A 20,425-nucleotide genomic window follows, 5' to 3' on the forward strand; every position below is an offset into this window, starting at 1 on the left:
GGTGCCCACCACCACGGACGACAGTCTCGACGCGCCCTCGGTCCATCCACGTCGACGCGGCCTGCTGATCGCGCTGTTCTCGATCGCTGCCGTCGTCCTGGTCCTCGACCAGGTGTCGAAGGCGTGGGCGCTGGACGCCCTCGCGGACGGCCACCGGCGCCAGCTGGTCGGTGACCTCCTCGGGCTCCAGCTCGTGTTCAACCCCGGCGCCGCGCTGTCGATCGCCACGGGGATGACGTGGCTGCTGACCATCGTCGCGACGGTCGTGATCGTCGTCGTCGTGCGGGCGAGCCGCCGGATCGGCTCGCGGGCCTGGGCGATCGCGCTCGGCCTGCTGCTGGGCGGGGCCCTGGGCAACCTGGTGGACCGCTGGATCCGTGAGCCGGGGCCGGCCCGCGGGCACGTGGTCGACTTCATCGCGTACGCGCACTGGTTCGTGGGCAACGTGGCGGACATCGCGATCGTGGTCGCCGCCGTGATGGTGGTGTTCCTCGCGGCGACGGGTGTGCACATCGACGGGACCCGCGACGGCCATGGCCGGGACGAGGCCGACGACGAGCCCGCCGTCGAGGCCGGGTCCGCGACGGACGCCGAGGCCGGGTCCGAGAGCACCGCGCCGACCGGGCAGACCGAGCAGAATGCCTGACACGCGGGCGATGCCCGTGCCCGACGGCCTGGTCGGTGAGCGGGTGGACGCGGCGCTGTCCCGGCTGCTGGGCCTCTCGCGCACCCGCGCCGCGGAGATCGCCGAGGCCGGCGGGGTGCACCTGGACGGCAAGGAGCTGGGCAAGTCCGACCGCCTGTCCGCGGGCGGCTGGCTCGAGGTCGAGATCCCCGACGTGGCACCGGCGTCGAGCGTCGAGATCATCGCGGAGCCCGTGCCCGGCATGCGCATCGTCTACGACGACGACGACCTGGTCGTCATCGACAAGCCCGTCGGTGTCGCGGCGCACCCGTCGCCCGGCTGGACCGGCCCGACCGTCGTCGGCGCGCTCATGGCCGTCGGCTACCGCATCTCCACCTCCGGCGCGGCCGAGCGGCAGGGGATCGTGCACCGGCTCGACGCGGGGACGTCGGGGTTGATGGTCGTCGCGAAGAGCGAGCACGCCTACACGGTGCTCAAGCGGGCGTTCAAGGAGCGCACGGTCGAGAAGGTCTACCACGCGCTGGTGCAGGGCCACCCGGAGCCGACGACGGGCACCATCGACGCCCCGATCGGCCGGCACCCCAGCTCGGACTGGAAGTTCGCCGTGGTGGCGGACGGGAAGCCGTCGATCACGCACTACGAGGTGCTCGAGATGCTGCCGGCGGCGTCGCTGGTCGAGGTGCACCTCGAGACGGGCCGGACGCACCAGATCCGCGTGCACTTCTCGGCGACGCGGCACCCGTGCGTCGGCGACCTGACGTACGGCGCGGACCCGACGCTCGCGGCGCGCGTGGGGCTGACGCGGCAGTGGCTGCACGCGATGCGGCTCGGGTTCCACCACCCGAGCACGGGCGAGTGGCTCGAGCTGACCAGCGAGTACCCCGAGGACCTGGCCCGCTCGCTGGCGGTGCTGCAGGACGGGTACGCGTGAGCGTGCGCGTCGTCCGGGTCGAGACGCCCGGGCAGCGCGCCGCGATGACGGCGATCCGCATGGCCGTGTTCGTGCAGGAGCAGAACGTCGCCGCCGAGCGGGAGATGGACGCGCTCGACGACGACCCGGCGACCCTGCACGTCCTCGCGCTCGACGACGACGACGGGACGGCGCTCGGCACCGCGCGGCTGCTGCCGCCGCACCACGCCGGTGAGCCTGCCCACATCGGGCGCGTCGCGGTGAGCGCGGCGGCGCGAGGTCGTGGGGTCGGAGCCGTGCTCATGACCGCTCTCGAGGCCGCCGCGCTGGACCGCTACGGGGTCGCGTCGGACGGTGCGCGGACGGTGTCCGTCGAGCTCAGCGCGCAGGAGCAGGCGCTCGGGTTCTACGCCCGGCTGGGGTACGTCGCGCGGCCCGAGCGGTACCTCGACGAGGCCATCTGGCACCGCGACGCGGTGAAGGTCGTCACGGCTCCGGCGTAGGCGCGCCGCGACACGCCGTGCGCCCGCCGACACAGTCCGCGAGGCGCTGAGGAGTGTCGGTGACGGGACGTAGGATCGCCCGCATGGCATCAGCTGGGGGTACCGACTTCGTCCACCTCCACGTGCACACCGAGTACTCGATGCTCGACGGCGCGGCCCGGCTCGGTGACCTCTTCGCCGAGGTCGAGAGGGTCGGTCAGACGGCCATCGCGACCACCGACCACGGCTACCTCTTCGGCGCCTTCGACTTCTGGTCCAAGGCGACGTCCGCTGGGATCAAGCCGATCATCGGGATCGAGGCGTACGTCACGCCCGGTACCAGCCGGTTCGACCAGACCCGCGTGCGGTTCGGCCAGCAGGGCCAGGAGCAGGACGACGTCTCGGCGCGCGGCGCCTACACGCACATGACGCTGCTGGCGCGGAACAACGAGGGCCTGCACAACCTCATGCGCGCGTCGTCGCTGGCCTCGCTCGAGGGGCAGATGGGCAAGTGGCCGCGCATGGACCGCGACCTGCTCCAGCGGTACGGCAAGGGCCTCATCGCGACCAGCGGCTGCCCGTCCGGGGAGATCCAGACGCGCCTGCGCCTCGGCCAGTGGGACGAGGCCGTCCGCGTCGCCGGGGAGCTGCAGGACATCTTCGGCAAGGAGTACTTCTACGTCGAGCTGATGGACCACGGGCTCGACATCGAGACCCGCGTCATCAAGGACCTGCTGCGGCTCTCGGAGACCATCGGCGCCCCGCTGCTGGCCACCAACGACCTGCACTACGTGAAGCAGGAGGACCGCGCGTCGCAGGACGCGCTGCTGGCCATCAACTCGGGCTCGACGCTCGCGGACCCGGACCGTTTCAAGTTCGACGGCGACGGCTACTACGTGAAGTCCGCGCAGGAGATGCGGCAGATCTGGGCCGAGCACCCCGAGGCCTGCGACAACACGTTGCTCGTCGCGGAGCAGTGCGAGGTCACGTTCAACACCTCGGCCAACTACATGCCGAACTACCCGGTCCCCGCCGGGGAGGACGAGACCAGCTGGTTCGTCAAGGAGGTCGAGACCGGCCTGCACGTGCGCTACCCGGACGGCATCCCGGACGCCGTGCGCAAGCAGGCCGAGTTCGAGACCGAGGTCATCACGGGCATGGGCTTCCCGGGGTACTTCCTCGTGGTCGCCGACTTCATCAACTGGGCCAAGAACAACGGCATCCGGGTCGGACCCGGTCGTGGGTCCGGCGCCGGCTCGATGGCGGCGTACGCCATGCGCATCACCGACCTCGACCCGCTGCAGCACGGCCTGATCTTCGAGCGGTTCCTCAACCCGGACCGCGTCTCCATGCCCGACTTCGACGTCGACTTCGACGAGCGTCGGCGCGGCGAGGTCATCCGGTACGTGACGGACAAGTACGGCGAGGACCGCGTCGCGCAGATCGTCACGTACGGCACGATCAAGGCCAAGCAGGCCCTCAAGGACTCCGCACGGCTGCTCGGCATGCCGTTCGCGATGGGGGAGAAGCTCACCAAGGCGATGCCGCCCGCCATCATGGGCAAGGACATCTCGCTCACGGGCATCTTCGACCCGGCGGACAAGCGGTACAACGAGGCCGAGGAGTTCCGTCAGGTCCACGCGGCGGACCCCGAGGCGCAGCGCGTGGTCGAGCTGGCCAAGGGCATCGAGGGGCTGAAGCGCCAGTGGGGCGTGCACGCGGCCGGCGTCATCATGTCGAGCGACCCGCTGATCGACATCATCCCGATCATGCGGCGCCCGCAGGACGGCGCGGTCATCACGCAGTTCGACTACCCGACGTCCGAGGGCCTCGGCCTCATCAAGATGGACTTCCTCGGGCTGCGCAACCTGACGATCCTCGACGACGCGCTCGAGAACATCGTCATGAACGGCAAGGAGCCGGTGGTCCTCGAGGGCCTCGAGCTGGACGACCGGGCCACGTACGAGCTGCTGGGCCGCGGCGACACCCTGGGCGTGTTCCAGCTGGACGGCGGCGGCATGCGGTCCCTGCTGCGGCTCATGCGCCCCGACAACTTCGAGGACATCTCGGCGGTCGGCGCGCTCTACCGACCGGGCCCGATGGGCGCCAACTCGCACACCAACTACGCGCTGCGCAAGACGGGCGTCCAGCCCGTCACCCCGATCCACCCGGAGCTCGAGGAGCCGCTCGCGGAGATCCTCGGCACGACGTACGGGCTGATCGTCTACCAGGAGCAGGTCATGGCGATCGCCCAGCGCGTCGCCGGGTACTCGCTGGGCCAGGCCGACATCCTGCGCCGCGCGATGGGCAAGAAGAAGAAGTCGGAGCTGGACAAGCAGTTCGAGGGCTTCTCGGCCGGCATGGTCGAGCGCGGCTTCTCGATGGGCGCGGTGCAGACGCTCTGGGACATCCTGCTGCCGTTCTCCGACTACGCGTTCAACAAGGCGCACTCCGCGGCGTACGGGGTCATCTCGTACTGGACCGCCTACCTCAAGGCCAACTACTCGACCGAGTACATGGCCGCGCTGCTCACCAGCGTGCGCGACGACAAGGACAAGTCCGCGCTGTACCTGGGCGAGGCGCGGCACATGGGGATCACGGTGCTGCCCCCCGACGTGAACTCGTCGTCGGCCAACTTCACGGCCGTGGGCAAGGACATCCGGTTCGGCCTGACCGCGGTCCGCAACGTCGGTTCCAACGTGGTCGACGCGGTCGTGCGGGCGCGGGAGGAGAAGGGCGAGTTCACGTCCTTCACCGACTTCCTCGACAAGGTGCCCGCGGTCGTCTGCAACAAGCGGACCATCGAGTCGCTCATCAAGGCCGGCGCGTTCGACTCCCTCGGGCACGCGCGGCGCGCGCTGCTGCTCGTGCACGAGCAGGCGGTGGACTCGGTCATCGGCGTCAAGCGCAAGGAGGCCGAGGGGCAGTTCGACCTCTTCGCGGACCTCATGGGCGGCGACGACGGGCCGCAGGGCTTCTCGGTCGTCGTGCCGGACCTGCCCGACTGGGACAAGAAGCAGCGGCTGGCTTTCGAGCGGGAGATGCTCGGCCTGTACGTGTCGGACCACCCGCTGTCGGGGCTCGAGCACGTGCTCGCGGCCGCGGCGGACGTGTCGATCGCGACCCTCCTGGGTGACGAGCAGCGGCCGGACGGCTCGACCGTCGTCGTCGCGGGGCTCATCACGTCGCTGCAGCGCAAGATGTCGAAGCAGGGCAACCCGTGGGCCGCGGTCACCATCGAGGACATGGAGGCCTCGGTCGAGATCATGTTCTTCGGCGAGACCTACCTGGCCTACTCCACGGCACTGACCGAGGACGCCGTCGTGGTGATCCGCGGCCGGGTGCGTCGCCGCGACGACACCATGCAGCTGCAGGCCATGGAGGTCTCGCTGCCGGACGTGTCGCAGGCCGCCGACGCGCCCGTCGTGGTGTCGATGGCCGTCTCGCGGTGCACGCCACCGGTGGTCGAGCGGCTGCGCGAGGTGCTGTCCACCCACCCCGGCGTCACCGAGGTGCACCTGCGGCTCACCAGCCCGGGCCGGGCCACCGTGATGCGGCTCGACCACGGGCTGCGCGTCGCGCGGTCGCCCTCCCTCTTCGGTGACCTCAAGGCGCTGCTCGGGCCTAGCTGCCTGGCGTCCTGACCAGCCACGCGAGCACCTCGGCGGCGTGCCCGTCGGGCGGGAACACCGGGTAGAAGGTCTTCTCGACGACGCCGTCGCGCACGACCATCGTCAGGCGACGCAGGAGCGTCCGTCCGCCCGCCTCGAAAGTCGGCAGGCGCAGGGCGGTCGTCAGTGCGAGGTTCTCGTCGCTGAGCATCGGGAACGGCAGGTGCAGGCGCTCGACGGCCTCGCGCTGGTAGTCGGTGTCCTGCGTGGAGAGCCCGAACACCGCGGACGCGCCGGCGGCGAGCAGCTCGGCGTGGTGGTCCCGGAACGCGCAGGCCTCGGCCGTGCAGCCGCGAGCGCCGGGGATGCTGTCCCAGTCGGCCGGCAGCTCGACGCCCGGGCCGCCGCCGGTCATCGGGTACGCGTACACGACGCTGCGGCCCGGACCGAGCTCGTCCAGCGTGACGCGCGTGCCGTCGGTGGCGACGAGGACGACCGATGGCAACGGCGTCCCGGTGAGGTGGTCGGCGCCGCCGTCGTCGGCGGGCGCGGGCAGGTCGTCCGGGAGCCGCGTGAGGTCCATGGATCCAGCGCCCTCGACGTCAGCCGACGGTCGCTTCCTTGTAGCCCGTCGGCAGGTCCACCTCGACGACGTCGCCGCGGACCAGCTGGCGGCCGCGGCGCGCCTCGTCCTCACCGTTCACCGTGACGGCGCCGTCCTCGAGCAGCTCGCGCGCGTGCGCCCCGGAGTCGGCGAGGTCGGCGAGCTTGAGGAACTGGCCGAGGCGGATCGAGTCGTCGGCGATGGGTACGAGGCTCATGGGAGCAGTCTGCCCTCGACGCGGCCGGTGTGGTGCAGCGCACGCCCGCAGGGTGGTCCTGCTCAGGCCCTGGTCGGATGTGCGTCCTATGCTCAGGAACGTGATCACCCGCATCGACCTGCGCGGTCGCACCCTCACGCGCCGTGAGCTGCTCGACGAGCTGCCCCGTGCCGAGGTCGACGTCGAGCACGCCGCGGAGGTCGTCGCGCCGATCCTGGCGGACGTGCGCAAGCGCGGTGCCGCCGAGCTGCGGGACCTCGCCGAGCGGTTCGACGGCGTGCGCCCGGTGCACCTGCGCGTGCCTGCGGACGTGATCGCCGCGTCCGTCGGCGTGCTCGACCCGCAGGTGCGGTCCGCGCTGGAGGAGACCATCGCGCGCGTGCGCGAGGTGCACGCCGCCCAGCGGCCGGCGGACTTCACGGTCCAGCTGGCGCCCGGCGCTCAGGTCCGTCAGCGCTGGGTCCCGGTCCGCCGCGTCGGCCTGTACGTGCCGGGCGGGCTGGCGGTGTACCCGTCGTCGGTGGTCATGAACGTGGTCGCGGCCCAGGCCGCAGGCGTCGGGTCGCTCGCGGTGGCGTCGCCGCCCCAGAAGAACGACGACGGGCTGCCCGACCCGGTCGTGCTGGCCACGTGCGCGCTGCTCGGCGTGGACGAGGTCTACGCGGTCGGCGGTGCGCAGGCGATCGCGATGTTCGCCTACGGCGCGTCCGGCAGCGACGAGGTGGACGGTGAGACGCTCTGCGAGCCGGTCGACGTGGTCACCGGCCCGGGCAACGTGTACGTCGCGGCGGCCAAGCGGCTGGTCCGGGGGATCGTCGGTATCGACGCCGAGGCCGGTCCCACCGAGATCGCGATCCTGGCCGACGGCACGGCGGACGCCACGCACGTGGCCGCCGACCTGGTCTCGCAGGCGGAGCACGACCCGCTCGCCGCCGCGGTCCTGGTGACGCCGTCGGTCGAGCTGGCCGGGGCGGTGGAGGCGAAGCTGGTCGACCGGGTCGACAGCACCATGCACCGCGGTCGCGTCACGACGGCGCTCGGGGGCAAGCAGTCCGCGATCGTGCTGGTCGACGACCTCGAGCGCGGGCTCGACGTGGTCAACGCCTACGGCGCCGAGCACCTCGAGATCCAGACGGTCGACGCCGCGGCGCTCGCCGAGCGGGTGACCAGCGCGGGCGCGATCTTCGTCGGGGCGTACTCGCCGGTCTCGCTCGGGGACTACATGGCGGGCTCGAACCACGTGCTGCCCACCGGCGGCTGCGCGCACTTCACCAGCGGGCTGGGTGTCCACTCGTTCCTGCGAGCCGTGCAGGTCATCGAGTACGACGCCGACGCGCTCGCCGCGGTCGCGGACAAGATCGTCGCGCTCGCCGACGCCGAGGGGCTCCCGGCCCACGGCGAGGCGGTGCAGGCCAGATTCTGACGCATCTCGCACCGGAACCGCCGCGCGGACCGCGCCCACCCAGCGCCCGCGTCCTCGCGCGAGCCCGCGACCTCAGCCCCCGTCGAGAGGACAGCCTGTGACCGGCAACGCGACGTTCCGCCACCGCGATGTCGCGCTCCTTGCCGTCGTCGGCATCGAGGCGCCGGTCGTCGTCCCGTCGACGGTGTTCGACGAGCAGCTCACGCCCACCCTGGAGCGGCTGCGGCTGCCCCGCGGCCTCCTGTCCCGCGTCGCGGGCGTGCACGAGCGCCGGTGGTGGGACGAGGGGATGACCTTCGACGACGCCGCCACCGCCGCGGGCGCCAAGGCGCTGGCGGAGGCCGGGATCGACGCCGGGAACGTCGGCCTGCTGATCAACACCTCGGTGACCCGGACGTTCCTGGAGCCCTCGGTCGCGTCGCGTATCCACTCCAACCTCTCGCTGCCGTCGAGCGCGCTCAACTTCGACCTGACCAACGCGTGCCTCGGCTTCGTCAACGGGATGACGCTGGCGGCGCAGCTGATCGACGCCGGGCAGATCTCGTACGCGGTGATCGTCAACGGCGAGGACCCACGTCCGACGCAGGAGGCGACGATCGCGCGGCTGACGTCACCGGAGACGACGCGGGAGTCGTTCCTCGAGGAGTTCGCGACGCTCACGCTCGGGGCGGGTGCCGCGGCGGCGGTCCTCGGTCCGGCCCACCTGCACCCGGGCGCCCACCGCCTCCTCGGCGGCGTGACGCGCTCGGCGACGCAGCACCACGAGCTGTGCGTCGGCGGCGTCGACGGGATGCGGACGGACCCGGGCGGGCTCCTGGCGGGCGGGCTGGAGCTCGTCGTCGACGCGTGGAACGAGGCGCAGCCCGAGTGGGACTGGGCCGACGTCGACCGGATCGTCACGCACCAGGTCTCGTCGGTGCACACCCGCTCGATCGTCGAGGCGCTGGGGCTCGACCCCGAACGCGTGCCGACGACCTTCCCGCGGTGGGGCAACGTCGGCCCGGCGGCGCTGCCGATGACCCTGGCGGAGCAGGTCGACTCGCTGCGCACAGGGGACCGGGTGCTGTGCATGGGCGTCGGCTCGGGCCTGCACACGGCGATGGCCGAGATCGTCTGGTGACGGAGGCGTCGACACCCCCGGCCGACGTTCTCGAGGCCGGCGGGATCGATCCGCGCTGGTCCCGGGTGGTGCGAGTCGGGTCGCGGACGTGGCACCTGCTCGACAACGGTCCGACCCTGGCCGCCGACCCGGTCGGCACGCTGCTGTGCGTGCACGGCAACCCGACGTGGTCGTTCCTCTGGCGGCGCCTGGTCGCAGCGGGCGCACGGACCGAGCGCCCCTGGCGGGTGATCGCCGTCGACCAGCTGGAGATGGGGTTCTCCGAGCGGACCGGTGAGCAGCACCGGCTGGCCGCCCGGGTGGCCGACCTGGGCGCACTGACCGACCACCTCGGCCTGACCGGTCCCGTCGTCACGGTCGGGCACGACTGGGGCGGCGTGGTCAGCCTGGGGTGGGCGCTCGACCACCCGGACCTGCTGGCGGGCATCGTGCTCACCAACACCGCGGTGCACCAGCCGGCCGACGACCCGCTGCCCGCCGCCCTCCGGGTCGCGATGGCGCCGGGGGTGCTCCCGGTGGGGACGGTGACGACACCGGCCTTCCTCGAGACGACCCTCGCCCTCGCGCACCAGCGCCTCGACCCGGCGGTCGCGGACGCCTTCCGCGCCCCGTACCGCACGGCCGACCGCCGCGCGGGCATCGGTGGTTTCGTCGCGGACATCCCGGCGACGCCCGACCACCCGAGCCGTGCCGAGCTGGACCGGATCGCCGACGGGATCCGCGACCTCGACGTGCCGGCCCTGCTGCTGTGGGGTCCGCACGACCCGGTCTTTTCCGCGCGGTACCTGCGTGACCTGCGCGAACGGCTGCCGCACGCCGACGTGCACCGCTTCGAGGGCGCCGGGCACCTGGTCGTCGAGGACGAGGATGTGGCGGGGGGAGTGCTGCGCTGGCTCGACGCCCAGCAGGTCCCGACGCGGCCCGACGAGTCGGCCGGGCCGTTCCGGGCGCTGGGGGCCGCCCTCGCGGAGCGCTCGGACGACCACGGGACCGCGCTGGTCGAGCTGGCCGGACCGCGGTCCCGTCGCGTGAGCTGGGCGGCCCTCGCGGCACGCACCGACGAGCTCGCCCGCGGCCTCGCGGCGAGCGGCGTGCGGCCGGGCGACCGCGTCGCGCTGCTGGTGCCGCCCGGGGTCGACCTCACGTCGGTGCTCTATGCGTGCCTGCGGCTCGGCGCGGTCGTCGTCGTCGCCGACGCCGGCCTCGGCGTCCGCGGCCTGACCCGGGCCGTGCGGGCCGCCGAACCTATCGTCGTGATCGGGATCGAGCGGGCGCTCGTCGCGGCCCGCTGGCTGCGCTGGGCGCCCATGCTGGTCAGCGCCGGACCGTTGCGCGCGGGCGTGCGACGGGCGCTCGGGGTCAGCGCCTCCCTCGACGAGCTCGCGGCGCTGGGGCGGGCGTCCACGGAGGCCCCCCCGTGGCCGGACGCCGACGCGGACGCCGCGGTGCTGTTCACCTCGGGCTCCACCGGGCCGGCCAAGGGTGTGGCGTACACGCACCGCCGGCTCGCGGCGATCCGCGACGTCGTCGCCGGCACGTACGGCGTCGGGCCGACGAGCCCGCTGGTCGCGGCGTTCGCCCCGTTCGTGCTCCTGGGCCCCGCGCTCGGAGCCACCAGCGCGAGCCCGGACATGGATGTCACCGCGCCGGGCACGCTGACCGCGCAGGCGCTCGCGGAAGCGGTCGGGGCGATCGACGCGTCCGTCGTGTTCGCCTCGCCCGCCGCGCTGCGCTCGGTGGTGCGCACCGCCGACGGCTCGACGCCGGCCGCGCTCGGGGGCGTTCGGCTCGTCCTGTCCGCCGGTGCCCCGGTCGGCGCCGACCTGCTGGAGGCGACCTCCGCGCTCATGCCCGGCGCCGAGGCGCACACGCCGTACGGCATGACCGAGGCACTGGTCGTCGCGGACGTGTCGCTGACCGAGCTGCGCGCGCTGCCGTCGGGCGACGGGGTCTGCGTCGGTCGTCCCGTGCCCGGCGTCCGCGTCGCGATCAGCGCGCTCGACGCTGACGGTCGGGCCTCGGGCACGCCGGACCGGGCGCCGGGGGTCACCGGCGAGGTGCTGGTCGCGGCGGCGCACACGAAGGCGCGGTACGACGGGCTGTGGCTCACCGAGCAGGCGTCCGGGCGGGACGCGGGGTGGCACCGGACCGGCGATGTCGGACACCTCGACGACGACGGACGGCTGTGGATCGAGGGGCGGCTGGTGCACGTGCTGGTCACCGCCGCGGGAGTCCGGACGCCTGTGGGTCTGGAGCAGCGCGCCCAGCGCGTGCCCGGCGTGGCCGCGGCGGCCGCGGTCGGGGTCGGGCCGCGGGGTGCGCAGCAGGTCGTGGTCGTCGCGCAGGTCGAGGACCGGACCGGGGTCGTCGCGGACCCCGCGCTCGCCGCGGCGGTGCGCGACGCGCTGACCGGGGTCGACGTGGCCGCGGTGCTGGTCACCGACCGGCTGCCCACCGACGTCCGGCACAACTCCAAGGTGGACCGGACCCGCGTCGCCGCCTGGGCGCAGCGGGTGCTGTCGGGGGAGCGGGCACGGCTGTGACGCGGGTGCTGGTCACGGGCGCGAGCGGCATGCTCGGCCGGGCCGTCGCCGAGCGGCTGGTCGCGGACGGGCACGACGTCCGCACGCTGCAGCGCAGACCGTCCGGGGTCGCCGGTGCGCAGGACGTCGCCGGCTCCGTGACGGACCCCGCCGTCGTGCGCGACGCGCTGGTGGACAGGGACGCGGTCGTGCACCTGGCCGCGAAGGTGTCGATCCTGGGGCCGCTCGCCGAGTTCGAGGCCGTCAACGTCGGCGGGACGCGGCACCTGCTCCAGGAGTCGGCGCGAGCCGGGGTCCGTCGGTTCGTGCACGTGTCGTCGCCGTCGGTGGCCCACCTGGGACGCTCGCTGGCCGGCGCCGGCGCGGGCCCGGCCGACCCCGACCACGCGCGCGGCAGCTATGCCCGGACCAAGGCCACGGCGGAGCTCAGCGCGCTCGCAGCGCACGACCCCGACGGCCTGGCGGTGATCGTGGTCCGGCCGCACGTGGTGTGGGGGCCGGGGGACACCCAGCTGGTCGGGCGGCTCGTGGACCGGGCGCGCGCGGGTCGGGTGCCGGTCCTCGGCCAGGGCGCGGCCCTCATCGACACCACGTACGTCGACAACGCGGTGGACGCCCTGGTCGCCGCGCTGCACGCCGACGCGACGGCCTACGGGGAGCCGTACGTCGTCACCAACGGCGAGCCACGGCCGGTGCTGGAGCTGCTCGTGGGCATCTGCGAGGCCTGCGGGGTGCCGGTGCCGAGGCGGCACGTCCCCGCGGCGGTGGCCCGGGGTGCGGGGTCGGTGCTGGACCTCGCCTGGCGGGCGCTGCCCCTGCCCGGGGAGCCGCCGCTGACCCGGTTCGTCGCGGAACAGCTCTCGACCGCCCACTGGTTCGACCAGCGCCGCACGCGCGAGGCCCTCGGCTGGACGCCCTCGGTGAGCCTCGACGAGGGGCTGGCCCGTCTGGCGGACTGGACGGCGCGGCAGTCGTCGGCCGACGCTCCCTAGACTCGGCACGTGACTGCAGAACTCTCCCGGGGCGTCCTCCCGCTGCGCCCCGACCTCGTCGGCCTCGAGCCCTACGGCGCTCCCCAGCTCGACGTCCCGCACCTGCTCAACGTCAACGAGAACCCGTACGGGCCGGCGCCCGACGTGGTCGCCGACATCGCCGCGGCGGTCGCCCGGGCCGCGGAGGGCCTGAACCGCTACCCCGACCGCGACTTCGACGCCCTGCGCGCCGACCTGGCGGAGTACCTGCGGGTCGAGTCCGGGGTCACGCTGGCCACCGAGCAGGTCTGGGCCGCCAACGGGTCGAACGAGATCATGCTGCACGTCCTGCAGGCGTTCGGTGGTCCGGGTCGCACGGTGCTGTCGTTCGCGCCGACCTACTCGATGTACCCCGAGTACGCCCGGGACACGTTCACCGGCTGGGTCGCCGGTCGACGCGACGAGGACTTCGGGCTCGACCCCGACGTGGCCCGCGCCGCCATCGCCGAGCACGCGCCCTCGGTCGTGCTGCTGGCCAGCCCGAACAACCCGACCGGCACCGCCCTGCCCGCCGAGACCGTGCTCGCGGTCCTCGACGCCGCGGCCGGGGTGCCCGGCGGGTGCGTGGTCGTCGTCGACGAGGCCTACGGCGAGTTCCGCCGTACCGGCACCCCGTCGGCCCTCGAGCTGCTCGCCGGCCACCCGCACCTCGCGGTGAGCCGGACCATGTCGAAGGCCTTCGGCCTGGCGGGCGCCCGCGTGGGCTACCTCGCCGCCGCACCCGCGCTGGTCGACGCCCTGCGCGTGGTCCGGCTGCCGTACCACCTGTCGGCGGTGACGCAGGCGGTGGCCCGCGCGGCCCTCGCGCACGCGCCGGCCCTGATGGCCCAGGTGGGCTCGCTGCGCGACGAGCGCGACGCCCTCGTGGTCTGGCTGCGGGAGCGCGGGCTGCGCGTCGCCGAGTCCGACGCGAACTTCGTGCTGTTCGGCCTGTTCGACGACCGGCACGCGATCTGGCAGGGTCTGCTCGACCGTGGGGTCCTCATCCGTGAGGTCGGACCCGACGGGTGGCTGCGGGTGTCGGTCGGCACCCCGCAGGACATGGCGGCGTTCCGGGACGCCCTGGTGGAGGTGGCTGCACTGTGAGTGCTCCGAAGGCCCGTACGGCTCGCATCGAGCGCGCGACCAGCGAGTCGAGCGTCGTGGTCGAGCTCGACCTCGACGGCACCGGCCGTACCGACATCTCCACCACCGTGCCGTTCTACGACCACATGCTCACCGCGCTGGGCAAGCACTCGCTGATCGACCTCACGGTCAAGGCGACCGGCGACACGCACATCGACGCCCACCACACGGTGGAGGACGTCGCGATCACCCTCGGCGAGGCGCTGCGCGAGGCCCTGGGCGACAAGCGCGGGATCTCGCGGTTCGGCGACGCCACCGTCCCCCTCGACGAGGCGCTCGCCCAGGCCGTCGTGGATGTGTCGGGCCGCCCGTACCTCGTGCACACCGGCGAGCCTCCCGGCCAGGAGTACCACCTCATCGGCGGCCACTTCACGGGGTCGCTGACCCGGCACGTGCTCGAGTCGATCGCGCACCACGCCGCGTTCAGCATCCACGTGCGCGTGCTGGCCGGCCGCGACCCGCACCACATCGTGGAGGCTCAGTTCAAGGCGCTCGCCCGGGCGCTGCGCTTCGCCGTCGCGCTCGACCCGCGGGTGGACGGGATCCCGTCGACGAAGGGCGCGCTGTGAGCGACGAGCTGCCCGACGACTTCGTCGTCCCGGACGACCTCTCCTCCCTGGACACCCCGGCGGAGGAGCCGTCGGTCGTGCTCGTGATCACGCAGGTCGCAGCGCCCGCGCCCCTGGCCGCGGCGTGCGCGATCGCGAAGGTCGAGGTCGACGTCGTGCCGACCGACATCGGCGCGATCGCCGTCCTGCGGGACCCGCGGGCGGCGGCCGACGGCGCCGGCGCGATCTCGAAGCTGCTGCGCACGCTGCCGGTGATCCTGCTCGAGCGGCGCGAGGGCCAGATCACGGCGTCGCGCTGGACGTCGGGCGAGCGGGGCGACAAGCTTCCCGCCGGGCTCGTCCTGTCCGATGCGCCCGCGGTCCTGGAGGACCTGTTGCTGGGCTCGGTGCGGGCGGCCGACGTCGAGGGCGTCGTCACGAGCGTCGGGATGTCGCGCTGGCAGGCGATGCGGACGATCACCAAGCGCCAGTAGCGCGCGTGTAGCGGTACAGAACGGAAACGTTTCGTCGCTCGCGGGAGCGTCGCGGCCGGTGCTTGCATGGCGGGCACCGGACGACTCGCCCGTCCTGCCGCTCGCCTCGACGCCGAGGCGACGCGCCGTGACCGGCGGGCGGGGAGTCCTCCAACTCCTGTGGAGCACTCATGACACGCACACGAGCCGGCCTGCTCGGCCGCCTGCTGGGCGCACTCGCCGTCCTCGCCCTGGCCGTCACCACGGTCGTCGCGACGACGCAGAGCAGCGCGGTCGCCGCGGCGAGCGGCACCGGGACCGGCTACCTGAGCACCAGGGGCAACCAGATCGTCGACGCCACCGGCGCGACCGTCCGCCTCACCGGGATCAACTGGTTCGGGATGGAGACGGACAACAAGACCTTCCACGGGCTCTGGGCGAACGTGACGTGGCGCTCGATGATCGACCACATGGCCCAGCTGGGCTACAACACCGTCCGGGTGCCCTACTCGGGGGACGCGTTGAAGCCCGGGGCCGTCGCCACCAGCGTCAACACGAACACCAACCCGGACCTGGTGGGCCTCTCGCCGCTGCAGATCCTGGACAAGGTGGTCGACTACGCCGGGTCGATCGGGATGCGCGTGATCCTCGACCGGCACCGGCCGACCTCCGCCGGCCAGACGGCGCTCTGGTACACGCCCACGGTCTCCGAGGCGAGCATGATCGCCGACTGGCAGCTGCTGGCGAAGCGCTACGCGGGCAACACGACGGTCGTCGGCGCGGACCTGTTCAACGAGCCCCACGCCGAGGGCACGTACCCGAACGGCACCGGCTCGTGCTGGGGCTGCGGCGACACCGCGCGCGACTGGCGGCTGGCCGCCGAGCGCATCGGCAACGCCGTGCAGGCGGCCAACCCCAGCTGGCTGGTGCTGGTCGAGGGCGTGAGCTGCCTGGACGGCAGCAACGCGAACGTGTGGGACTCGATCCCCGACGACCCGAACGCGTGCAGCTGGTGGGGCGGCAACCTGTCGGGCGCGGGCAAGAACCCGGTGCGGCTGAACGTCGCCCACAAGCTCGTGTACTCCGCGCACGACTACGGCATCTCCGTGTACGACCACCAGGACTGGTTCGACACCACCAAGCACCCCGACTTCCCCGCGAACCTGCCGGCCGTCTGGGACTACTACTGGGGCTACCTCTCCACGCAGAACATCGCGCCCGTGCTGGTGGGCGAGTTCGGCAGCACGCTGGGCGACCCGCGGGACGTCCAGTGGATGACCACGCTCGTCAGCTACATGCGCACCAACGGGATGTCCTTCACCTACTGGTCGTGGAACCCGGACTCGGGCGACACCGGCGGGATCGTGCAGGACGACTGGGTCACCGTGAACACCGCCAAGCAGTCGATCCTGCAGCCGGCCCTGGTGCCGCCGGTCAAGCCGGGGACGACGCCGACGGCCACCCCCACGGGCACGCCGACCTCGACCCCCACGCCGACTCCCACCCCCACCCCCACTCCGACTCCGACGACGCCCCCGGCGGGCTCCTGCACCGCGACCGTGACGATCTCGAACTCGTGGCCCACCGGCTACCAGGCGGCGATCACGGCCAAGAACACCGGCACCGCCACAGTCAGCCCGTGGGTGGTCTCGTTCACGGTCCCCGCCGGCGTCACCATCGGCAGCGGCTGGAACGGCACCTTCGCCCAGAGCGGCACGACGATCACGGTCACGGCGCCCAGCTACAACGCCACGCTCGCCCCAGGTGCGACCGCGAGCGTCGGGTTCACCGCCAACGGCACGTCCGCCCCGGCGCCCAGCGGCGTCACGCTCAACGGGGCCTCGTGCTCCTGACCCGTGTCCCGCCCACGCGAGGAGATCTCATGTCCCGTCGTCGTCGTACCGTCGCGCTCGTCGCGCTGCTCTGCTCGTTGCTCGGCATGACCGGCGTCGCCGCGGCGCAGGTCGCCTCCGCGGCACCCGTGCTGTGCGACCAGTGGGCCAGCGCCCCCATCCAGGGCGGCCGGTACACCGTCATGAACAACCGCTGGGGGACCAGCGCCACCCAGTGCCTCGACGTCTCGAGCGGCGGCTTCACGGTGACGCAGGCGGACGGTACCGCGGCCACCAACGGTGCCCCCAAGTCGTACCCGGCGGTCTACTACGGCTGCCACTACTCCAGCTGCACCACCAGCGGGAACATCCTGAGCCCCAACGGCCTGCAGACGTCCGACCCGAGGTTCGCCGCGGTCTCGACCAGCGTGAGCATGACGTACCCGAGCAGCGGGACGTACGACGCGGCGTACGACATCTGGTTCCACAAGAGCCGCCCGACGACGACCACGCAGCAGAACGACGGCGCCGAGCTGATGGTGTGGCTCAACCACGCCGGGTCGATCCAGCCGATCGGCTCGAAGGTCGGCACCGCGACCGTCGCCGGCGCGACCTGGGACGTCTGGTCGGGCAGCAGCGGATGGAACGTCATCTCGTACGTCCGGCAGACGCCGACGTCGTCGGCCACCTTCCTTCTGAACGACTTCTGGAAGGACGTCGTCGCCCGCGGGCTCGGGTCGACCAGCTGGTACCTCACCAGCATCCAGGCCGGGTTCGAGCCGTGGATCGGGGGCACCGGGCTGACGCTGACCAGCTTCTCGGTCACCACGGACGGCACGCAGCCCACCCCGACCCCGACGCCGACCGTCACGGCCACCCCGACACCGACACCGACCCCGACGCCCAGCCCGACCACCGGGCCGTCGGCGTGCACGGCGACCGCGGCCATCACCGGGTCGTGGGGCGGCGGGTTCCAGGCGGCGGTCACCGTGAAGAACACCGGCTCCGCGATGCTGAGCGGCTGGTCGGTCCGGTGGGTGTTCCCGGGCGGGCAGACGATCAACAACCTCTGGAACGGCGTCGCGTCGCAGTCCGGCGCGAACGTCACCGTCGCCAACGCGCCCTACAACGGGCTGCTGGGGGCCGGCGCGTCGACGACCTTCGGGTTCGTCGGCAACGGGTCGGCGCCCGGCTCGCCCGCGCTGACCTGCACGGGTTCCTGACCACGGCCCCGAGCCCGCGCCGCCCCGCGAGGGTCGGAGTCGGCCGGGCGAACGGCGGCGTCTCGCGGATCGGCGCCGGTGCGGGCCGTGGGACGGCCGCGGGTACCGTGGTCCGGTGCCTGCCCAGCCCCTCGTCGTCGTGCTCGACCACGGCCCCGACGACCACGCACCGCTGGTCGAGGCGCTGACCGGCGCGGGTGCCCAGGTCGAGGTCACGGCGGACAAGCGCGCCGCGCTCGCCGCCGACGGCGTGGTGATCGCGGGCAGCGGACCGTTCGCCGACGTCGTCGCCGGTCTGCTGGCCGTCGGTGCGGACCAGGTCGTCGACCGACGGCTCGCGGGCGGACGCCCGGTGCTCGCCATCGGCGTCGGGATGCACGTGATGTTCGCGGCGGGACCGGGTGCCGAGGGGCTGGGGGAGTGGCCGGGGTCGGTCGAGCCCGTGGCCGCCGCCGGGCACGCCCAGGTCGAGGTGCCCGCCGGGTCACGGCTGTTCGTCGACCTCGACGACGCCGAGTTCCACTTCGCGCACGCCCACGCCGCCCGCACCTTCCCCCTGCTCGACGACTGGCCCGCGGACACGCGTCTGGTCGTCCCCGTGGTCGTCTGGTCGGCCGGCCCGGACCGGTTCGTCGCCGCCGTCGAGAACGGCCCCCTCACCGCCCTCCAGCTGCACCCCGAGCACTCCGGCGACGCCGGCGCCCGGGTGCTCGCGCGCTGGGTCGACTCCCTCCCCACCACCCACGGAGCCCACGCATGACTGATCGCCTCGAGCTGCTGCCCGCCGTCGACGTCGCCGACGGTCAGGCCGTCCGCCTGACCCAGGGCGCCGCGGGCACCGAGACCGGTTACGGCGACCCGCTGTCGGCCGCGCTCGACTGGCACGCCGGTGGCGCGGAGTGGATCCACCTGGTCGACCTCGATGCCGCCTTCGGGCGCGGCTCGAACGCGGTGCTGCTGGCCGAGGTGACCGCGGAGCTCGTCGCCAAGGGGGTCAAGGTCGAGCTGTCCGGCGGCATCCGCGACGACGCGTCGGTCGAGCGGGCGCTCGGCACGGGGGCCACGCGGATCAACCTGGGCACGGCCGCCCTGGAGAACCCGGAGTGGACCGCCCGCGTGATCGGCTCGTACGGCGACCAGATCGCGGTCGGTCTGGACGTGCGCGGCACCACGCTCGCCGCCCGCGGCTGGACCCAGGACGGCGGCGACCTCTGGGAGGTGCTCGCCCGGCTCGAGGACGCCGGCTGTGCCCGCTACGTGGTCACCGACGTGAACAAGGACGGCATGCTCAACGGCCCCAACGTGGACCTGCTGCGCGAGATGTGCGCCCGCACCGACGCCCCCGTGATCGCGTCGGGCGGCGTGTCGAGCCTCGAGGACCTGCGCGTCCTGCGGACCCTCGTGGCGCTCGGCGTCGAGGGCTCGATCGTGGGCAAGGCGCTCTACGCGGGTGCGTTCACGCTCCCCGAGGCGCTGGACGTCGCCGGGCGCCCGTGACCGGACGTCAGCTCCCGCCGTCGTCCCCGTTCGCCGGCGACGACGGCACGGCGGATCCCGCGGTCGCCGCGGCCCTCGCCGCGCTGGGGGCGGGGACCGGCACCGTTGCGGGCGTCGTCGACGCGCTCGCGGGCACGCGCGTGCTCGTGCCGGTGCTGGCCGAGCTCGAGGTCGAGGACGTCGTCGTGCACGGCGGTCACGAGCACACGGTCGACAAGGAGGCGTCGGCGGGCATCGTCGCCCTGCAGGCCCCCGACGGCCGGACGGCGCTGCCCGTGTTCACGTCCGTCGCGACGATGACCGCGTGGCGGTCGGACGCCCGGCCCGTCCCGTCGGACGTCGCCCGCGCAGCCCTGTCCGCCGTGACGGAAGGCTGGGAGGTGCTGGTGGTCGACCCCGGTGGCCCGACCACTGTCCTGATCCCGCGCCCCGCTGTGTGGGCGCTCGCGCAGCAGGAGACGTGGCACCCCGCGGTCACCCCCGACGGGGTCGACGCCGACCTGCGAGCGGCGATCGCCGCGGCGGTGGCGCCGGTGCCCGGCGTGGTGGCCGTCGATGCCGTGCCCGGGTCGCGGGCCGAGGTCGCCGTCGTCGTCGACCTCGTCGCGGGCCTGGACCGGGACGGTCTCGATGCGGTGGTCGCGCAGGTCAACGCCGCGGTGGCCGGGGTCGAGCTGGTGGCCACCCGGGTCGACTCGCTCGAGCTGCGCCCGCGCGCGGCCCGCTAGCGACGCTTGACCGCCCACGCGAGGGCGAAGGCCGTGAGGGCGACCGCCCCGACCAGCTGACCGCCGAGGATGACGCGGTTGAGGTCGAGCGCCGGCCGCCAGTGCGCCCCGGACCCGTCGACGACGAACACGCCGACGGCCTTGACGTGCACGCCGTACCCGCCGCCGCCGCCGTGGCCCACCTGCGCGCCGGCCGGGACGTCGTCGCCCTCGGCACCGGCCGGCACGCCGACCTCGCCCGCGCCGGAGCCGGAACCGGTCCCGCCCCAGACCTTGGCGACCGGGATGACGAGCGTGCCGTCACGCTCGTACGCCTCACCGAACACCCTCCGGACAGTGAAGGTCTCGTTCGCGGCCTTGGTGACGTCGGCGGGGTCGAAGCGCGGGACGGCCATGGGATCCTCCGTGAGGT

Annotated in this window: 19 protein-coding genes; 16 read left to right on the forward strand and 3 right to left on the reverse strand. The window is 73.4% G+C overall.

The annotated features are described in order from the left end of the window. Position 1 precedes the first annotated feature (1 nt). From AC1DWH_RS10330 to dnaE, 4 genes are all read left to right on the forward strand, one after another. A complete protein-coding gene (locus AC1DWH_RS10330; RefSeq protein WP_477093580.1) occupies positions 2–646 on the forward strand; it encodes a signal peptidase II in 645 nt (214 codons plus the stop codon). Then, entirely contained in the window at positions 639–1,577 is a 939-nt protein-coding gene (locus tag AC1DWH_RS10335) for an RluA family pseudouridine synthase (protein ID WP_477093581.1), read from the forward strand. Before AC1DWH_RS10330 ends, AC1DWH_RS10335 begins: the two co-directional genes overlap by 8 nt. Further along, positions 1,574–2,059, forward strand: coding sequence for a GNAT family N-acetyltransferase (locus AC1DWH_RS10340; protein WP_477093582.1), 486 nt, complete (start codon positions 1,574–1,576; stop codon positions 2,057–2,059). The genes AC1DWH_RS10335 and AC1DWH_RS10340 overlap by 4 nt, the downstream gene beginning before the upstream one ends. Positions 2,060–2,142: 83 nt before the next feature. Further along, on the forward strand, positions 2,143–5,682 hold the full coding sequence (gene dnaE, locus AC1DWH_RS10345) for a DNA polymerase III subunit alpha (RefSeq protein WP_477093583.1): 3,540 nt from the start codon (positions 2,143–2,145) through the stop codon (positions 5,680–5,682). Here the strand turns inward: dnaE and AC1DWH_RS10350 are convergent. Next, positions 5,663–6,232 carry a peroxiredoxin gene (locus AC1DWH_RS10350; protein ID WP_477093584.1) on the reverse strand — a complete coding sequence of 190 codons (570 nt, stop codon included), beginning with the start codon at positions 6,230–6,232 and terminating at the stop codon, positions 5,663–5,665. The genes dnaE and AC1DWH_RS10350 overlap by 20 nt on opposite strands. A 19-nt stretch (positions 6,233–6,251) precedes the next feature. Further along, complete coding sequence (locus AC1DWH_RS10355) at positions 6,252–6,470, reverse strand: RNA-binding S4 domain-containing protein (protein WP_456847392.1); 219 nt, start codon at positions 6,468–6,470, stop codon at positions 6,252–6,254. 100 nt (positions 6,471–6,570) lie between these two features. On the opposite strand from AC1DWH_RS10355, the gene hisD reads away from it, so the two are divergent. From hisD to AC1DWH_RS10415, 12 genes are all read left to right on the forward strand, one after another. After that, positions 6,571–7,893: a histidinol dehydrogenase gene (gene hisD / locus AC1DWH_RS10360; protein WP_477093585.1), complete on the forward strand. Its 1,323-nt coding sequence runs from the start codon at positions 6,571–6,573 to the stop codon at positions 7,891–7,893. A gap of 97 nt (positions 7,894–7,990) precedes the next feature. After that, positions 7,991–9,013 carry a 3-oxoacyl-ACP synthase III gene (locus AC1DWH_RS10365; protein ID WP_477093586.1) on the forward strand — a complete coding sequence of 341 codons (1,023 nt, stop codon included), beginning with the start codon at positions 7,991–7,993 and terminating at the stop codon, positions 9,011–9,013. Further along, complete coding sequence (locus AC1DWH_RS10370) at positions 9,007–11,556, forward strand: alpha/beta fold hydrolase (RefSeq protein ID WP_477093629.1); 2,550 nt, start codon at positions 9,007–9,009, stop codon at positions 11,554–11,556. The genes AC1DWH_RS10365 and AC1DWH_RS10370 overlap by 7 nt, the downstream gene beginning before the upstream one ends. After that, a complete protein-coding gene (locus tag AC1DWH_RS10375; protein WP_477093587.1) occupies positions 11,553–12,548 on the forward strand; it encodes an NAD-dependent epimerase/dehydratase family protein in 996 nt (331 codons plus the stop codon). Before AC1DWH_RS10370 ends, AC1DWH_RS10375 begins: the two co-directional genes overlap by 4 nt. Positions 12,549–12,557: 9 nt before the next feature. Next, positions 12,558–13,673, forward strand: coding sequence for a histidinol-phosphate transaminase (locus AC1DWH_RS10380; protein ID WP_477093588.1), 1,116 nt, complete (start codon positions 12,558–12,560; stop codon positions 13,671–13,673). After that, positions 13,670–14,281, forward strand: coding sequence for an imidazoleglycerol-phosphate dehydratase HisB (gene hisB / locus AC1DWH_RS10385; protein WP_477093589.1), 612 nt, complete (start codon positions 13,670–13,672; stop codon positions 14,279–14,281). Before AC1DWH_RS10380 ends, hisB begins: the two co-directional genes overlap by 4 nt. Next, positions 14,278–14,754, forward strand: coding sequence for a hypothetical protein (locus AC1DWH_RS10390; RefSeq protein ID WP_456846036.1), 477 nt, complete (start codon positions 14,278–14,280; stop codon positions 14,752–14,754). The genes hisB and AC1DWH_RS10390 overlap by 4 nt, the downstream gene beginning before the upstream one ends. Positions 14,755–14,924: 170 nt before the next feature. Then, positions 14,925–16,586, forward strand: coding sequence for a cellulase family glycosylhydrolase (locus tag AC1DWH_RS10395; RefSeq protein ID WP_477093590.1), 1,662 nt, complete (start codon positions 14,925–14,927; stop codon positions 16,584–16,586). Between the two features lie 29 nt (positions 16,587–16,615). After that, positions 16,616–17,788, forward strand: a complete 1,173-nt coding sequence (locus AC1DWH_RS10400; RefSeq protein ID WP_477093591.1) for a GH12 family glycosyl hydrolase domain-containing protein — start codon at positions 16,616–16,618, stop codon at positions 17,786–17,788. Between the two features lie 115 nt (positions 17,789–17,903). Continuing rightward, positions 17,904–18,548 (forward strand): type 1 glutamine amidotransferase family protein, encoded by a 645-nt coding sequence (locus AC1DWH_RS10405; RefSeq protein WP_477093592.1) that lies wholly within the window; start codon positions 17,904–17,906, stop codon positions 18,546–18,548. Further along, complete coding sequence (priA, locus tag AC1DWH_RS10410) at positions 18,545–19,285, forward strand: bifunctional 1-(5-phosphoribosyl)-5-((5-phosphoribosylamino)methylideneamino)imidazole-4-carboxamide isomerase/phosphoribosylanthranilate isomerase PriA (protein ID WP_477093593.1); 741 nt, start codon at positions 18,545–18,547, stop codon at positions 19,283–19,285. The genes AC1DWH_RS10405 and priA overlap by 4 nt, the downstream gene beginning before the upstream one ends. Beyond that, on the forward strand, positions 19,282–20,013 hold the full coding sequence (locus AC1DWH_RS10415) for an SseB family protein (protein ID WP_477093594.1): 732 nt from the start codon (positions 19,282–19,284) through the stop codon (positions 20,011–20,013). Before priA ends, AC1DWH_RS10415 begins: the two co-directional genes overlap by 4 nt. On the opposite strand, the gene AC1DWH_RS10420 is transcribed toward AC1DWH_RS10415, so the two are convergent. Continuing rightward, on the reverse strand, positions 20,010–20,408 hold the full coding sequence (locus tag AC1DWH_RS10420) for a spore germination protein GerW family protein (protein ID WP_456846030.1): 399 nt from the start codon (positions 20,406–20,408) through the stop codon (positions 20,010–20,012). The two genes, AC1DWH_RS10415 and AC1DWH_RS10420, sit on opposite strands and share 4 nt — an antisense overlap. Positions 20,409–20,425: the final 17 nt, after the last annotated feature.

The sequence above is a fragment of the Cellulomonas sp. P2_F12 genome, from assembly GCF_056403775.1.

Coding starts and splice junctions, on each gene's coding strand:
- AC1DWH_RS10335 (WP_477093581.1), top strand. CDS start 639: ATGCCTGACACGCGGGCGATGCCCGTGCCCGACGGCCTGGTCGGTGAG.
- dnaE (WP_477093583.1), top strand. CDS start 2,143: ATGGCATCAGCTGGGGGTACCGACTTCGTCCACCTCCACGTGCACACC.
- AC1DWH_RS10350 (WP_477093584.1), bottom strand. CDS start 6,232: ATGGACCTCACGCGGCTCCCGGACGACCTGCCCGCGCCCGCCGACGAC.
- AC1DWH_RS10355 (WP_456847392.1), bottom strand. CDS start 6,470: ATGAGCCTCGTACCCATCGCCGACGACTCGATCCGCCTCGGCCAGTTC.
- AC1DWH_RS10395 (WP_477093590.1), top strand. CDS start 14,925: ATGACACGCACACGAGCCGGCCTGCTCGGCCGCCTGCTGGGCGCACTC.
- AC1DWH_RS10400 (WP_477093591.1), top strand. CDS start 16,616: ATGTCCCGTCGTCGTCGTACCGTCGCGCTCGTCGCGCTGCTCTGCTCG.
- priA (WP_477093593.1), top strand. CDS start 18,545: ATGACTGATCGCCTCGAGCTGCTGCCCGCCGTCGACGTCGCCGACGGT.
- AC1DWH_RS10420 (WP_456846030.1), bottom strand. CDS start 20,408: ATGGCCGTCCCGCGCTTCGACCCCGCCGACGTCACCAAGGCCGCGAAC.